This is a genomic window from Hymenobacter sp. IS2118 (assembly GCF_000715495.1).
Taxonomy (GTDB): Bacteria; Bacteroidota; Bacteroidia; order Cytophagales; family Hymenobacteraceae; genus Hymenobacter.
Genome location: NZ_JNLX01000128.1, coordinates 31,254 through 45,124 on the forward strand (window position 1 = coordinate 31,254; position 13,871 = coordinate 45,124).

Here is a 13,871-nt window from a genome sequence, read left to right on the forward strand (position 1 = left end):
CTGTGGCGATTTGTCGGGCTTAATTTTGGTTGACTATGCTTCATTTTCCTTGCCGTTTTTGGGGCTTGTTGGCGGCAGGCCTGTTCGTGGCTGTTGCTGCTCAGGCACAGGCTCCGTTGCGCTCCGCGTCCGTGCCCGCCGCGCCCTCCGACGAGCAGTCGTACAGCAAAGAATTTATCTACGGGGTCAACTTCAACACCCAGGGTGGGCTAATTGGCGGCGTTTCGGTGCGCTCCACGCGCGTGCTCGACGACCAGTGGATGCGCTTTTGGAGTCTGGAGGGCGTCATGCTTAAGAACACCAAAGAAGAGCGTATCAATACCCAAGTAGGTGGCAGCTACATCGACCGCAAGACCAATCACGCTTTCGTACTGCGGCCATCGGTGGGCCTGCAGCGCATTCTGTTTCGCAAGGCCGCCGATGCCGGCGTGCAGGTAAACGGTCTGCTGAGTGCCGGCCCTTCGCTGGGCCTGCTCATGCCCTACTACATTAGTTTCGACCGAACGGCCGTGCAAACCCGCGTCATTAATCTGGCTACCGATGAAATTGTGAACGAGCAGTACGACCCGGTGAAGCACGCCGACGTGGGCGCCATTTTGGACCGGGGCCCGCTGTTCAGCGGCATTGGCGAGACCCAGGTAGTGCCCGGCTTTCACTTGCGCGGCGGCCTTAGCTTCGAGTACGGCCGCTACCGCGATGCCGTTACCGGTATGGAAGTCGGCTTTCTGGTAGAAGGATACACCAAGCGCCTGCTCATTCTCAGCCCCAGCAACAACCCGCGGGAGGTCGACGGCCTCAACCGGCAGCTCTTCCCGTCGGTGTACCTGACCTTGTTTTTTGGACAACGCTCCTAGCAGACGGCCTATCTTTGCGGGCAGTGCAGTTATTTTAGGTTAACAAAAGGAGTTTATTTTAATGGAATCCATTACGCGGCGTCTGGTAATATTAAAAAACCTCTTAGGATTTTTTGTAACGTACGCGGCCAGAATAAAGCGTCGGCCGCAAGTGAAGCACGCCGGAGAAAAGGTGGCCGTATTTTCGTTTGTAACCCGTGACTACCGCTATTACTATCCCATATTGCGTCATTTGAGCGGCGCTGGCTACACGTGCTACCTTAAGGTTGACCGCCGGTTTCTACAGCCAACAGACCCTCACTTTCAACTAATATTGAATGTTGAGAATTTGTACTTTGCGCTGAAGCTGGAAGGGGCTGAAAAAGCAGATTTCCTGGTAGTAGAAGAAGGCAACAGAACGGATAGAATTCCCGGCGTGAAAACAATCGTGCTGAGCGATGCCATTTTTTCAATGGATGGAAACTTCAAAACGCAGAATATTATCCCGTTCTCAGTGCATCCAATTCAGTACCCTCACTTGTCGGGTGCAAAAATTCAAAAACTGAGAGAAACCAAAAGGTCACTCAAGGTTTTCTTTCTGGGCAACACTTCCCGCGCGCTATACCGGGATGAAAACCTTAGCATATTCCACAAAAAGCTAAGTAGAAATCAGATTATCGAAGCAGTTGTGGAGGATTTTGGAAATCAGGTTGGTACCCAGCCTCTTCCGGAATACCTGGATAGGCCCATTCAGCTTTATAAGCCGGACGACTGGCCCAAGAACGAAGCTGAATCCTACGATTCATCGATTGCAAACTGGATGCCTCAGCTCGCCCAAACCAATTTTTTTCTGGCTTGTCCTGGCTTTGCTCAGCCCATGTGCCACAGCTTAACTGAAGCCATGGCAATTGGTACCATTCCGATTCTTGAGCATCCCGAATATTTGTTTCCGCCCTTGGAGAACAAGAAAAATTGTATCGCCTTTGCTGGTAAATCGGGCTTGAAACAGGCGATTGAGGAAGTGTTGGCAATGACCGTAGCCGAAATTGAGTTGATGCGTTCCAATGTTGTTGATTATTATGAGGAGCACCTCTCGGGCGCAGCAGTGGTCAGCATGTTTGAGCAGGCTCCGGATAATTCGACCCTCTACTATTACTCGAGCGGTCAAAGCCTGAAGGAATATGCCCGGCTGCATAAACAACGAAAGCAGCAACAGCAGCAACCAGCGCTTTAAGAAGGATAGAAAAAGCTGTTCACGCGTCAATCTGACCCGTTTTGACCGTATGCTTGTGCGGCCGACTACGAAATCAGCTATTGCGCGAAGCCTTATATTTGTATTTGACGGGTGGTTAAGAAGAGCTTTCCCGACCCCTTTTGCGCTTGCTGATGCACGTTGTCTGCTTCGGTTGGTGCTATGCAACGCGGAGCCAAAAGTTGCTTCATCCAACGCAGGCGGCCTACGGAGACGGCCCTCTCTCGAATTACCCGTAGCCTTTTAGCGCATTGCCTTTATATGAAACCAAAGCCTTCATTATTTAAATCTATTGCGCAGCGGATATCGATTTTGAAAGGGCTCGCGGGATTTCTGCTAGCTCACACCGACAGGATAAAACTTCATCCAGAGGTTGCGTATGATGGCGAAAAAGTAGTTGTCCTGATTTTGAAGAAGCTGGACTACCGATTTTACTACCCCATCATCCACCACTTGTGTGCCGCTGGCTACAAATGCTACATCAAGATTGATTACCGCTTTATTCAGCCCACAGAGCAATTCTTTGACCTTATTTTAGACCTGAAAAGCGTTTACTTTTTTGTAAAAGCTCCCGACTTGGGCAAAGTGTCTTTTGTGGTGACGGATAACCCGAATACCGCTAGCACGCCCGCTGCGAAAACAATACAGCTGAGCGATAACATTTTTTCGGTAACGGGTAATTTCAGAAAGGATAATATTTTGCCCTTCTCGATGCACCCAGTGCAATATCAGAACCTTTCGGAGCAAAAGGTGCAGTCACTGAGAGCAGCTAAAAAGCCGATTGCAGTCTTTTTTTCCGGCAACACCTCCAGCGAAGGATACAAAGATTCTTTCCTCAATATTCTGCATAAGAAATTAAGCAGAAACCAGATGATTCAGGCAGTGATGGCTGAATTTGGGAATAAGGTGAATATCCAGCCCGATTTGATGCCCGCTGGCAAACCGATTCACATTTATTCGTCGAATTTCTGGAGGAATTCCGAATCGCAGGACCACATTATAGCCAAGACGGATTGGTTTGCTCAGTTGGCGCGCGCCAGTTTTTTTCTGGCTTGCCCCGGCTTCACGCACCCCATGTGCCACAACCTTATTGAATCGATGTCAATCGGGTGCATTCCTATTCTGGAGCATGCGGAATACTTATCTCCGCCGCTAATAGATAAGGTCAATTGCCTCGCTTTTTCAGGTCGGCAGGGTTTGAGTCAGGCCATAGAAACCGCATTGGGTATGAGCGAGGCTGAAATTGTCCGGATGCACCAAAATGTAATTGAATACTACGAAGCCCATTTATCGCCGGCGGCGGTAGTAGCTATACTTGAGCACGCCAAAAACAACTCGACCTTATATTATTACTCAAGCTCTCAGAGTATAAAGGTTTACTACGACTTGCCGCAGGTTAAGAATACCTGATGATGGCCCCGGAATCAGCGAGCCCCTGCCGGAGTTGAATAGTGAGGGAAGCTACTTTGCCGAAATGATGTAAAAAGCTGTATCCGATTCTTTCAAACGATTAGACCGCTTTTTTGCTTTTGAATTTTGGATTCGAATTCGCAATGCTCATCTATTAACCGAAAATGATTGATTTGCCTGTTATCCAGCCTGAAACGGCTGCGCCTGCCCGTCTTCGCAAGCCCGATTGGCTGCGGGTGAAGCTGCCCGTGGGGGAAGAATACGCGGCCGTGCGGCGTCTTGTGGACGAGCACAAGCTGCATACCATCTGCGAGAGCGGCAACTGCCCGAACATGGGCGAGTGCTGGGGCGCGGGCACAGCCACGTTCATGATTCTGGGCAATATCTGCACACGTTCCTGCTCTTTTTGCGCGGTAGCTACCGGCCGCCCTACCGAGTACGACCTCGACGAGCCCCGCCGCGTGGCCGAAGCCATCCACCTGATGAAGGTGAAGCATGCCGTGATTACCAGCGTGAACCGGGATGAGTTGAAGGACCGGGGTGCCAGCGTGTGGCGCGAAACGGTGGTCCTCACCAAGCAACTCAGCCCCGGCACCACCATCGAAACCCTTATTCCGGATGTGAAAGCCAACTGGGATGCCCTTGACGTAATGATTTCGGGAGGGCAGGAAGTGATTTCGCACAACGTGGAGACGGTGGGCAGCCTGTACCGCTTGGTGCGCCCACAGGCCCGCTACGACCGCAGCCTGGAGCAAATACGCCGGACCAAACTAGCCGGCCACCGCACCAAATCGGGCATCATGCTCGGGTTAGGAGAAAAAGCCGACGAGTTGTACCAGGCCATGGATGACTTGGTGGCCAATGGCCTGGATATTCTCACGCTCGGTCAGTACCTGCAGCCTACGAAGCGTCATCTCGACGTAGCCGAATTTATTACGCCCGACCAGTTTGCGCACTACAAAGAAGAAGGCCTCCGGCGCGGTCTGAAATACGTGGAAAGCGGCCCGCTCGTGCGCAGCTCGTACCACGCCGAGCGTCATGTGAACGTGCCGATTTAAGCAAAGCAGGAATCGCCAAACAAGAAAGAGCCCCTCTTCACACTGCGAAGAGGGGCTTTTTCTTGGCCAGGAATCCCATCAGGCTAGCGCCGCACGTTATTTCCCTGAGGAGGATAGGTGCCGAGGATGCCGTTGACGATGCGCAGGGTTTCGGCTTCGTTGATGGAGTTTTGGTCTACCTGCGCCTGGCCCGTGCCCCGCCACGCCAGCTCCTTGCGTCGGGCGTCGATGATATCAATCACCACGGTGCCGGCTTTGTACTGCGTAATGGGCTGCATGCCGCGGCCGTAATACCCATAGCCGTAGCCGTAGGGATACCCCAAGCCGTTGTAGTAAGGCGAAACTTGCTGTTTCTGCTCCACGCGGGCACTGTAAGCCACGTAAATATCGGGAGTTGTTGCGACCTCTGTAAGGCCTTTGCGGGTCATTTCGGCCGAAACTGCGGCGCGCATGCGCTTGTCCAAAAAGGACTCGTAGCCTTTGGCCGGTCCTCCTTCGGTGTCGGTGGGTTGCTGCGGGTACCACGCCCATGTTTTAAAGGCTGAAAAATTAACGGAGTGGTCGAAGTCATTTGTCACGCCCACGCGCGACGATGTAGCGCAACCGGTAGTGCCCAGCAGCAGCGCCAGGCTCAGGACTGCCAAAGCAGCAGGGCGAGCCAGAAAACGGGTCATTCGAATCATAGAATTTAGAAATGCACGGGTTAATGGGAAGTCCCAAAGGGCTGAAAAAATTGAGAGGGATAACCGCTTTCGGGAGATGTCATTATAACGGCGAAACGAACCCTGGCGTTCCACATAATTCGGCGCCCGATAAGCCCTTATTGCAAGCAATATGCGTGGTTTTAGTTTGGTATAAACAGATTTTGTCCTACCTTACCCCCGAATTTACACTTATGCTCACGCCTTGTCAATGAAAAGTACCGTCTTGTTATTACTGGCTGTTACGGGCCTACTGGCTGCCTGCACATCTGCCCGCGACGAGATGAGCAAAGCCGGGACCAACCGTACCCCCGTGGCTCACAACACCATTGTGGATTGCCCCGTGTACGATGGCATGAAGAAAACCTCTACCGTTCTGGCTCAAACCACCTCCGGCAACGAGGTGCAGGTAACTGATACCATCAATGCCTACTTTGTGCGCGTGCGCCTCGATACGGGTGGGGAAACCAAAGTTGGTTACATGGACCGCCGCTGCTTTGGCGAGCGCGGCAACGAGCGCGGCAACCGCAAAGTGAAGTAGCAGCGGCGGTTTCTGGGCCGCGCCACTTTCGCTGATACTGAAGAAACCGTTTAAAAAAACAAAGCCTCGCCGTAATACGCGAGGCTTTGTTTTTTTAAACGGTTTCTTCAATTTACAGGTTCAGCAGCCTGCTAGTACGACGGGCCTTTGTCGGCCTGCACCAGGGTTTCTTCCTGGTCGACGTACTGCTCGATGGGCGTGCAACTGCAAATCAGGTTGCGGTCGCCGTAAGCCGAGTCGATGCGGCTCACGGTGGGCCAGAACTTGGCGGCGCGCACGTACTCCATGGGGTACACGGCTTTTTCGCGGGAGTAGGGGCGGGTCCAGTCGTGCACCAGCACGGTGGCGGCGGTGTGGGGCGCGTGCTTCAGCACGTTGTCCTTGGCATCGGCCTGGCCCGACTCCACTTCTGCAATTTCCTTGCGAATCGAAATCATGGCGTCGCAGAACCGGTCCAGCTCGTGCTTGCTTTCGCTTTCGGTGGGCTCCACCATCAGCGTGCCCGCTACCGGAAACGACACCGTGGGGGCGTGGAAACCGTAGTCCATCAAACGCTTGGCAATGTCTTCTACTTCAATGCCGGCCTTTTTGAAGTGGCGGCAATCGAGAATCATCTCGTGGGCGCAACGGCCGTGGCTGCCCGAATACAGCACGGGGTAGTGCTCCTCCAGGCGGGCCTTGATGTAGTTGGCGTTGAGAATAGCCAACTCGGTGGCGCGCTGTAGGCCTTCGCCGCCCATCATCGAGATGTAGGCGTACGAAATGGGCAGGATGCTGGCCGAGCCCCAGGGCGCCGCCGAAACCGCGCCATCGGTGCGGCCTTCTACCGTTACCACGGCGTGGCCGGGCAGGAAGGGAGCCAAATCGGCCACCACGCCAATGGGACCCACGCCAGGGCCACCGCCGCCGTGCGGGATGCAGAAGGTTTTGTGCAGGTTGAGGTGGCACACATCGGCGCCGATGATGGCGGGCGAGGTGAGGCCGACTTGGGCGTTCATGTTGGCGCCGTCCATGTACACGCGGCCGCCGTGGGCGTGAATGGTGTCGCAGATGTCCACAATGGTTTCCTCGTACACGCCGTGCGTGCTCGGGTAGGTCACCATGAGGCACGAGAGCTTGTCGGCGTATTTGGTGGCCTGCGCCGTGAGGTCGGCCACGTCGATGTTGCCGTCTTCAGTGCTCTTCACCACCACCACCTGCATGCCGGCCATCACGGCCGAAGCGGGGTTGGTGCCGTGGGCCGAGGCCGGGATTAGGGCCACGTTGCGGTGGTGGTCGCCGCGGGCTTCGTGGTAGCCGCGAATGGCCAGCAGGCCGGCGTACTCGCCCTGGGCGCCCGAGTTGGGCTGCAGGCTAACGGCGGCAAAGCCGGTCACCTCGCAGAGCCAGGCTTGCAGGTCGGCAAAAATCTGCTGGTAGCCTTTGGTTTGGTCCAACGGCGCGAAGGGGTGGAGCTGGCCGATTTCGGGCCACGTCACCGGAATCATCTCGGCGGTGGCGTTCAGCTTCATGGTGCACGAGCCCAGCGGAATCATGCTGTGCGCGAGGCTGAGGTCCTTGTTCTCCAGCTGCTTCATGTAGCGCAACAGCTCGTGCTCGGCGTGGTGCGTGTTGAAGACGGGGTGCGTGAGGTAGTCGCTGGTGCGCACCAGGGGTTGGGGCCAGGTCAGCTCCAGCTCCTCGGGCAGGCGCAGCGAAGCGTCCGACTCCTTGCCCAATACTTTGGCAAAAACGGCCAGAATATCGGCTACGTCGTTCAGCTCAGTGTTCTGATTCAGCGAAATGCCCACCCGAACTTCATCAAAATAGCGGAAGTTGATGCACGCGGCTTCGGCTTCCTGGCGCAACGACTGCTGCAGCTCGGTGCTTTCGAGGCGCAGGTTCAGGGTATCGAAGTAGTGCTCGTTGGTTTGCTCCACTCCCAGCTTTTTCAGGCCGGCTTCCAGGGTTTGGGCCAGGCTGTGGGTGTTCACGGCAAACTGCAGGATGCGCTTCGGGCCGTGGTATACGGTGTACATGCCGGCCAGCACGCTCAGCAGTACCTGCGCGGTGCAGATGTTGGAGGTGGCTTTTTCGCGGCGGATGTGCTGCTCGCGGGTTTGCAGGGCCATGCGGAAGGCCTTATTGCCGGCCGCGTCAATGCTCTGGCCGATTAGGCGGCCGGGAATCACGCGCTTGAACTGGTCTTTGGTGGCGAAGAAGCCGGCGTGTGGGCCACCGTAGCCCATGGGCACGCCAAAGCGCTGCGAGTTGCCCACGCACACGTCGGCACCCAGCTCGCCGGGAGGCGTCAGCAGCGTGAGGGAGAGCAGGTCGGCGCCCATCACCACAAACACGTTGTTGGCGCGGGCCTGACCGATGAATTCCTTGTAGTCGAAAATTTCGCCATCGGCGGCGGGGTACTGCACCATCGCCCCGAAGAAGCCGTCGCCGCTCAAGTCGATTTCGCGGTGGTCGCCCACCACCAGCTCAATGCCCACGGGCGTGGCGCGGGTGCGGAGCAGGTCGATGGTCTGGGGCAGTACCTGCTCGGAAACGAAGTACTGGTTGGCACCTTTCTTCTTGGTCTGGCTGTGCAGCATGTGCATGGCCTCAGCGGCGGCGGTGCCCTCGTCCAGCAGGCTGGCGTTGGCGATTTCCATGCCGGTGAGGTCAATCACCATCGTTTGGTAATTGATGAGGGCTTCGAGGCGGCCCTGGGCAATTTCGGCCTGGTAGGGCGTGTAGGCGGTGTACCAGCCGGGGTTTTCCAGAATGTTGCGCTGAATAACCGGGGGCAGCGTAGTGTCGTGGTAGCCCAGGCCGATGTAGGTTTTGAACACCTGGTTCTGGCTGGCAATCTGCTTGAACTTCGCCAAAAAAGCCCGCTCGCTCAGGGCCGTGGGCAGGTCCAGCGGACGCTTGAGGCGAATGGCGGGCGGCACGGTTTCGTCGATGAGCTGCTCGATGCTGCTCACGCCGATGGCGCGAAGCATGGCGGCCTGCTCGTCGGCGCCGGGCGCGTTGTGGCGGTCTTCAAAAACGTCGGCAGGCTGGGGTTTCAGCGTCATAAAAGGCGAGAAATGGGGAGGTGGGAAACGGTGTTGACGTGGTGATTCTCAGGTTCAGATTCCTAAACAAAGGTAAGGCCCAAAAGGTCCGGTGGACTGCGCACAAAACCGTAATTTTGGCGAACATCGGCTCACCTCTCCACCCAATCCCACCCATGTCTTTTACCATTGGCCTCATCCGCGAAGGCAAAACCCCGCCCGACAAGCGCGTGCCCCTCACGCCCAAGAAATGCGCGGAAGCGCAGTCGAATTTTGACGACCTGCGCATCGTCGTGCAAAGCAGCCCCGTACGCAGCTACAGCGACCAGGAATACCGCGACCTGGGCCTGGAAGTGCGCGACGATATTTCCGATTGTGATGTGCTTATGGGCGTGAAGGAAGTGCCCCTCAGTCAGCTCATTCCCAACAAAACGTACCTGTTTTTCTCGCACACCGTGAAAAAGCAGCCTGCCAACCGCGGCCTGCTGCGCGAGGTGCTGAAGAAGAACATCACCCTGATTGACTACGAGCTGCTGACCAATGCCCAGGGCGAACGCATTGTGGCCTTCGGGCGCTACGCCGGCATTGTGGGCGCCTACAACGGCCTGCTCACCTACGGCCGCAAGCACGGCTTGTTCAGCCTCAGGCCGGCCCACGAGTGCCTGGACATGGACGACATGCAGGAGGAGTTTTTCAAGGTGAAAAAGCTGCCGCCCATCAAAATGGCCGTCACGGGCTCGGGGCGCGTAGCGCAGGGGGCGCTGGAGGTGCTCGACCGCATGGGCATCCGCCGGGTGAGCGTGTACGACTACCTCTACCTCACCTTCCGGGAGCCGGTATACACCCAACTGCGCAGCTCCGACTACAACCGCCGGCGCGACGGCCGGGTGTGGGACACGGCCGATTTCCACGCCAACCCGCAGGAATACGAGTCCACCTTCGGCCTGTTTCTGCCGGTGACGGACCTGCTCATTGCCTGCGCCTACTGGCACCCGGCCGCGCCCCACCTCTTTGAGGAAGCCGACACACTGCGCCCGGAGTTCCGCATCAATACTATTGCCGATGTGACCTGCGACGTGGACGGCTCGGTGCCCACTACCAAGCGCTCCAGCACCATTGCCGACCCGGCCTTCGATTACAACCCCCAGACCGGGGAGCTGGAATCGGCCTACGCGCGGCCCGAAAACATCACGGTGATGGCCGTGGACAACCTGCCCTGCGAGCTGCCCCGCAACGCCAGTCGCGACTTTGGCCGGCAGTTAATTGACAACGTGCTGCCCCATTTGGTTGGCCACGACGACAACGGCGTGATTGCTCGCGCCACCATTGCCAAAAACGGCGCGCTCACCTCCCGCTACCAGTACCTGGCCGACTACGTGGCCGAGGTGCACCCGGCCCCGGTGGGTTAAGGGCCGTATTTTTAAGCAACGCTGCGTGCCGCTTATATGCAACCCATCACCCAACTTGCGCAGCTCGACCCCAACGGTAGCTATACCTACGCCGATTACCTCACCTGGGAGTTTGCCGAATGCGTGGAGTTAATAAAGAGCAAGGTGCTGCGTCCGATGTCGGCCCCGACCTTCCGGCACCAGCAGTACTCCACCAATTTGGTTATTGAGATAGGTCGCTTTCTGAAGGGTAAACCCTGCCGGGTGTACGCCGCTACGTTCGATGTGCGTCTGACGCGAAGTGACGGCAACGGCGATTTTCAGATAAAAACTGTGGTGCAGCCCGACATCTGCGTGGTGTGCGACCTGGCTAAAATTGATGCCCGCGGCTGCGTGGGTGCGCCCGATTGGATTAAAAAATCCTCTCGCCCGGCAACGCGGGCCACGACACCAAAACCAAGTTCGACCTCTACGAGGAAAACGGCGTGCGCGAATACTGGATAGGATACCCCGGCATTCGGTCGGTGGTGATCTACGTACCCGATGCGGCCAGTACCAACTGGCCGCCGAGTACGCCGCGCCGGGTCCCATACCCGTGGCCACGCTGCCCGGCCTGGCCGTGGAGTGGGCCGACGTGTTTGACGACGAACCGGAGCACTAAGGCACCGCGTATGGGTAGCGCTTGAGCGAGGGCATCGAAAGGCAGCTCTGTATGCTGCGCCCAAACTGCGGAGCCGGCTTATAGCCCGCGTAGTACCGGGTACTTGGCTTGTACCAGCATAAACAGCCCGTAGGCAACCAGGCCGGCAGCTACGATGCCCAGCACGGCTGGCCCCATTGTGGCCAGAAAGTCGAACGCTTCGTCGGTGCCGCCCACGGCAGATGCCCGCGACTGCTGGCCCGCCCGCACCAGCAGGTAGCCCAGCACAGCCAGTACCACGCCCCGCGCCGTGAACCCGACTTGGCCGGCCCGGTACACGAGCTGCTGCTGGCTTGCCGAAAGGCCACTGGCATTCACATCCTTCTGAAATTTGCCGGAGTAAGCCCGGTAAACCTGAAAGATGGCAATACCAATGACCACTACGCCCGCCAGCATTACCAGCCAGTCGCCGCCCGGCCAACCCAGCACCGTAGCGGCAAGGTCTTTCGACGTGTTGCCGCCCTTTTCGGCGCGGCCGTTGAGGGCCAGGCGGGCGGCATATAGGGCCAATCCGCTATAAAGCAGGCCGCTGGCCGCGTACCAAAGGCGGGTGCCCCAGCCCTTGGCGTCCGTGCCCTTATCCTCCGTGTCGATAATGGCTTGGGTGAAGCGCCACACGATGTAGCCCAGCAAGCCCAGGGCGATGAAACCCAGCAGCACGCTGCCGGCGGGCAGGTCCTGGAGTCGCTGTACGGCTTCTTCACGGCTGGCGCGCTCGCCGCGGCCCAGGCCCGTCACGGCCATTAGGGCCAGCACGCCCATCAATACATACACCAGCCCGATGGCGGCAAAGCCCAACCGGGCCAGCGTTTTGATACCGGACGAAGGGGAGCGGGGAACGGCGGAGAGTAAGGTATCGGAAGCAGTCATGCGGAAGGGTGAAAAGTGCGGTTGGTATTTCAGTACGTGTTAGCCTTTGGTAAAGGTTGGGATGAGGTTGGTTAAACTAAAAAGACCCTTTCTGAGAACAGAAAGGGTCTTTCTACAATGAGACAGCAGCGTGTGGATTGGAAGGCGCTGCACCTCATTGGCAATGCGGTAAGTTAAAACGTGCGGTTGAACCAGGTTTTGATGTCTTCCACGGCGTGGCCGGTTTTCTCCTGAAGGCGGCCGTACCACTCGTCCTGTTTGCCATCCTCGTAGTCGAGGTCGTCGTCGGTGAGGTTGCCCCACTTCTGCTTGGCTTCGCCTTTAACCTGATTCCAGTTGCCGCGAGCTTTCAGCTCGGATTGGTCGTCGATGCCGTTGTTGTTAAGGTCCATGTTGTGAAGGGAAATGTGGAAAGGTAGGCTTTGTACGGCGTGCTTGCGAAATGGTTGAGGGCGGACCGGCAAAGGTGGGGGGGCGCCGCTCTGGTACTGCTGCAGGGCGTCAGCCGGGCTACGTTGCAGACGCCGGAATGCGGTTTGGTCGCCGAATGGTCCGCACCACTGCCCGCGCAAATAGCAAAGCGGTTACATGGCTTCCCAGGAATTGAGTGCGCCCGAATTATTGGTGCCGGGCATTGAAGCCAACCAGCAAGCTCACCCGCATGCCGTCGTTGCCGGGCACCACGGCTAGGTTGATGGGAAAATTTACCCCGTTGGATTGGATGGAAGTGCCTACGGCGAGCACAATGTTGGCGCCGAGTGGCGTCAGGTTGGGCCCTACGCCAAACTCGAATCCCTTGGCGCCGCGTATGCCCAGCAGCCCACTCACGCTGGGAATAAACTTGCCCTGCTCCACCCCGCCCACCAGCGGCACAAACTCCACTAGCCCGCTCAGGCCATTGGGAAGCCGGAACAAGCGCGTCTCAAACTGCCAGCCGAACTGGGTGAGGAAAGGGTTGAGGTCGGTGCCTTTTTCCCGCGCTTTGTTCACCACACCATTCGAGAGCACCGTAACGCCCAGGCGTGGCCCATCGAGGCGGATGGGCTCGTTCAGAATGGCATCGTTCGGAGAGGCGTTGCTGATAATCGGCACCTCAGCCGGAAATCCTCCCCGTACTGCCGCGGGCGTGGCAGCAGCACCCGCTTTGTCGAATAGTTCTTTGGCCCCGTTGGCGTAGCGAATCATGAAAACATCGGTGCGCCACACGGTGATGAGCGGACCGTCGGGGTTGTCGGTACGGCGGTATTTTACCTCCGAAGGAGTGATTTCTACCACTTTCACGGCGAGTTCTTCGCCGTTGCGTTTTGTGAGTAAGTCTTGGGCGTGAGCGGTACCGCTCAATAAGGCCAGTAATGCAAAGAGTAAGAAGGCGCGCATGATGGAAGGCGTTAAAGTGGAACCATGCGCAAATGTGCATAAATACCGAATCAGGTGCTAATTCAGTTTTGAGAATCCCCGACTTCGAATTAGCCAACATTTGATTTAAAAAACACTGGCTAACAGGCGATTATATCGTATAAAAATGACTTATCAGAAAAATGATTCGGTGCCCGATAAAAAACGAAAAGACCCGCTACGATGGTAGCGGGTCTTTAGAAAAGGAGAGTTAACTCTTAGTTCTGAGGAGTGGCGGGAGTTTCCTCTACTACGCCATTGGCAGGCTGTCCGAGCACTACGGCGGTGTCGCCGGGCTCGCGGGCGATGTCCTCTTTGGCGTTATCCACGGCATTTTCCATGGCGTTGCCGGTGTTCTCGGCCGCGTTTTCCATGGCATTGCCGGCGTTGTCGACAGCATTTTCAGCTTTCTGCTCCGAGCAGGAAGTAGTGGCAAAAGCGCCGAAGGCCGCAACGAAAAAAAGAGTTTTGGGGGAGAATTTCATGGTTTTGGAAAGAAAAGTTGACAAATAGTTACCGTTAATGAAGATAACGACAAAAGTTAATTGGCTTTTACTCTGTGTGTAAGCCTTGGGTTACAGGTGATGGCGGCAGCCGGTGCAGCTGGCGCAGCATGGCTACTGCCGCATAAGTGCTGAGCGCGTGCCACATAGCGCCGCCCGCGCTTTTAGAGAAACTGCCGGCCCGCGCGGCG

The 13,871-nt window shown here is 56.9% G+C and carries 14 protein-coding genes; 8 read left to right on the top strand and 6 right to left on the bottom strand.

Features of this window, described 5'->3' with window-relative positions:
• Positions 1 to 35: 35 nt before the first annotated feature.
• From GM79_RS11195 to lipA, 4 genes are all read left to right on the top strand, one after another.
• Positions 36 to 854, top strand: a complete 819-nt coding sequence (locus GM79_RS11195; RefSeq protein WP_152559955.1) for a hypothetical protein — start codon at positions 36 to 38, stop codon at positions 852 to 854.
• 61 nt (positions 855 to 915) lie between these two features.
• The gene (locus GM79_RS11200) at positions 916 to 2,067 is read left to right on the top strand and encodes a hypothetical protein (RefSeq protein ID WP_035563745.1); all 1,152 of its coding nucleotides are present in this window, start codon (positions 916 to 918) and stop codon (positions 2,065 to 2,067) included.
• Positions 2,068 to 2,346: 279 nt separating this feature from the next.
• Positions 2,347 to 3,495, top strand: coding sequence for a hypothetical protein (locus tag GM79_RS11205; RefSeq protein WP_152559956.1), 1,149 nt, complete (start codon positions 2,347 to 2,349; stop codon positions 3,493 to 3,495).
• Positions 3,496 to 3,659: 164 nt separating this feature from the next.
• Complete coding sequence (gene lipA / locus GM79_RS11210) at positions 3,660 to 4,553, top strand: lipoyl synthase (RefSeq protein WP_035563753.1); 894 nt, start codon at positions 3,660 to 3,662, stop codon at positions 4,551 to 4,553.
• Between the two features lie 83 nt (positions 4,554 to 4,636).
• Here lipA and GM79_RS11215 read toward each other — a convergent pair whose 3' ends face one another.
• Positions 4,637 to 5,227, bottom strand: coding sequence for a DUF4136 domain-containing protein (locus tag GM79_RS11215; protein WP_035563756.1), 591 nt, complete (start codon positions 5,225 to 5,227; stop codon positions 4,637 to 4,639).
• 238 nt (positions 5,228 to 5,465) lie between these two features.
• Between GM79_RS11215 and GM79_RS11220 the strand changes: the two genes are divergently transcribed.
• Positions 5,466 to 5,795, top strand: coding sequence for a hypothetical protein (locus tag GM79_RS11220; RefSeq protein ID WP_152559957.1), 330 nt, complete (start codon positions 5,466 to 5,468; stop codon positions 5,793 to 5,795).
• Between the two features lie 131 nt (positions 5,796 to 5,926).
• Here the strand turns inward: GM79_RS11220 and gcvP are convergent, their stop codons facing one another.
• Entirely contained in the window at positions 5,927 to 8,845 is a 2,919-nt protein-coding gene (gene gcvP / locus GM79_RS11225; RefSeq protein ID WP_035563762.1) for an aminomethyl-transferring glycine dehydrogenase, read from the bottom strand.
• Positions 8,846 to 9,000: 155 nt separating this feature from the next.
• Between gcvP and GM79_RS11230 the strand changes: the two genes are divergently transcribed.
• From GM79_RS11230 to GM79_RS26525, 3 genes are read left to right on the top strand one after another with little or no spacing between them, the layout of a single operon-like run.
• On the top strand, positions 9,001 to 10,233 hold the full coding sequence (locus GM79_RS11230; protein ID WP_035563764.1) for an NAD(P)-dependent oxidoreductase: 1,233 nt from the start codon (positions 9,001 to 9,003) through the stop codon (positions 10,231 to 10,233).
• Between the two features lie 36 nt (positions 10,234 to 10,269).
• Positions 10,270 to 10,716: a Uma2 family endonuclease gene (locus GM79_RS25785; protein ID WP_051718791.1), complete on the top strand. Its 447-nt coding sequence runs from the start codon at positions 10,270 to 10,272 to the stop codon at positions 10,714 to 10,716.
• Positions 10,632 to 10,898, top strand: coding sequence for a Uma2 family endonuclease (locus GM79_RS26525; RefSeq protein WP_410471182.1), 267 nt, complete (start codon positions 10,632 to 10,634; stop codon positions 10,896 to 10,898). The genes GM79_RS25785 and GM79_RS26525 overlap by 85 nt, the downstream gene beginning before the upstream one ends.
• A 53-nt stretch (positions 10,899 to 10,951) precedes the next feature.
• Here GM79_RS26525 and GM79_RS11240 read toward each other — a convergent pair whose 3' ends face one another.
• From GM79_RS11240 to GM79_RS11255, 4 genes are all read right to left on the bottom strand, one after another.
• Complete coding sequence (locus GM79_RS11240) at positions 10,952 to 11,782, bottom strand: DUF1206 domain-containing protein (protein WP_051718792.1); 831 nt, start codon at positions 11,780 to 11,782, stop codon at positions 10,952 to 10,954.
• A gap of 173 nt (positions 11,783 to 11,955) precedes the next feature.
• The gene (locus GM79_RS11245; RefSeq protein ID WP_051718793.1) at positions 11,956 to 12,174 is read right to left on the bottom strand and encodes a CsbD family protein; all 219 of its coding nucleotides are present in this window, start codon (positions 12,172 to 12,174) and stop codon (positions 11,956 to 11,958) included.
• 226 nt (positions 12,175 to 12,400) lie between these two features.
• Entirely contained in the window at positions 12,401 to 13,159 is a 759-nt protein-coding gene (locus tag GM79_RS11250) for a hypothetical protein (RefSeq protein WP_035563767.1), read from the bottom strand.
• 236 nt (positions 13,160 to 13,395) lie between these two features.
• On the bottom strand, positions 13,396 to 13,662 hold the full coding sequence (locus GM79_RS11255; protein WP_035563771.1) for a hypothetical protein: 267 nt from the start codon (positions 13,660 to 13,662) through the stop codon (positions 13,396 to 13,398).
• Between the last annotated feature and the right edge of the window lie 209 nt (positions 13,663 to 13,871).

Bases quoted from the DNA above. Each gene is read 5' to 3' on its own strand.
- GM79_RS11195 (WP_152559955.1), top strand. From the start codon at position 36: ATGCTTCATTTTCCTTGCCGTTTTTGGGGCTTGTTGGCGGCAGGCCTG.
- GM79_RS11200 (WP_035563745.1), top strand. From the start codon at position 916: ATGGAATCCATTACGCGGCGTCTGGTAATATTAAAAAACCTCTTAGGA.
- GM79_RS11205 (WP_152559956.1), top strand. From the start codon at position 2,347: ATGAAACCAAAGCCTTCATTATTTAAATCTATTGCGCAGCGGATATCG.
- lipA (WP_035563753.1), top strand. From the start codon at position 3,660: ATGATTGATTTGCCTGTTATCCAGCCTGAAACGGCTGCGCCTGCCCGT.
- GM79_RS11215 (WP_035563756.1), bottom strand. From the start codon at position 5,227: ATGACCCGTTTTCTGGCTCGCCCTGCTGCTTTGGCAGTCCTGAGCCTG.
- GM79_RS11220 (WP_152559957.1), top strand. From the start codon at position 5,466: ATGAAAAGTACCGTCTTGTTATTACTGGCTGTTACGGGCCTACTGGCT.
- gcvP (WP_035563762.1), bottom strand. From the start codon at position 8,845: ATGACGCTGAAACCCCAGCCTGCCGACGTTTTTGAAGACCGCCACAAC.
- GM79_RS11230 (WP_035563764.1), top strand. From the start codon at position 9,001: ATGTCTTTTACCATTGGCCTCATCCGCGAAGGCAAAACCCCGCCCGAC.
- GM79_RS25785 (WP_051718791.1), top strand. From the start codon at position 10,270: ATGCAACCCATCACCCAACTTGCGCAGCTCGACCCCAACGGTAGCTAT.
- GM79_RS11240 (WP_051718792.1), bottom strand. From the start codon at position 11,782: ATGACTGCTTCCGATACCTTACTCTCCGCCGTTCCCCGCTCCCCTTCG.
- GM79_RS11245 (WP_051718793.1), bottom strand. From the start codon at position 12,174: ATGGACCTTAACAACAACGGCATCGACGACCAATCCGAGCTGAAAGCT.
- GM79_RS11250 (WP_035563767.1), bottom strand. From the start codon at position 13,159: ATGCGCGCCTTCTTACTCTTTGCATTACTGGCCTTATTGAGCGGTACC.
- GM79_RS11255 (WP_035563771.1), bottom strand. From the start codon at position 13,662: ATGAAATTCTCCCCCAAAACTCTTTTTTTCGTTGCGGCCTTCGGCGCT.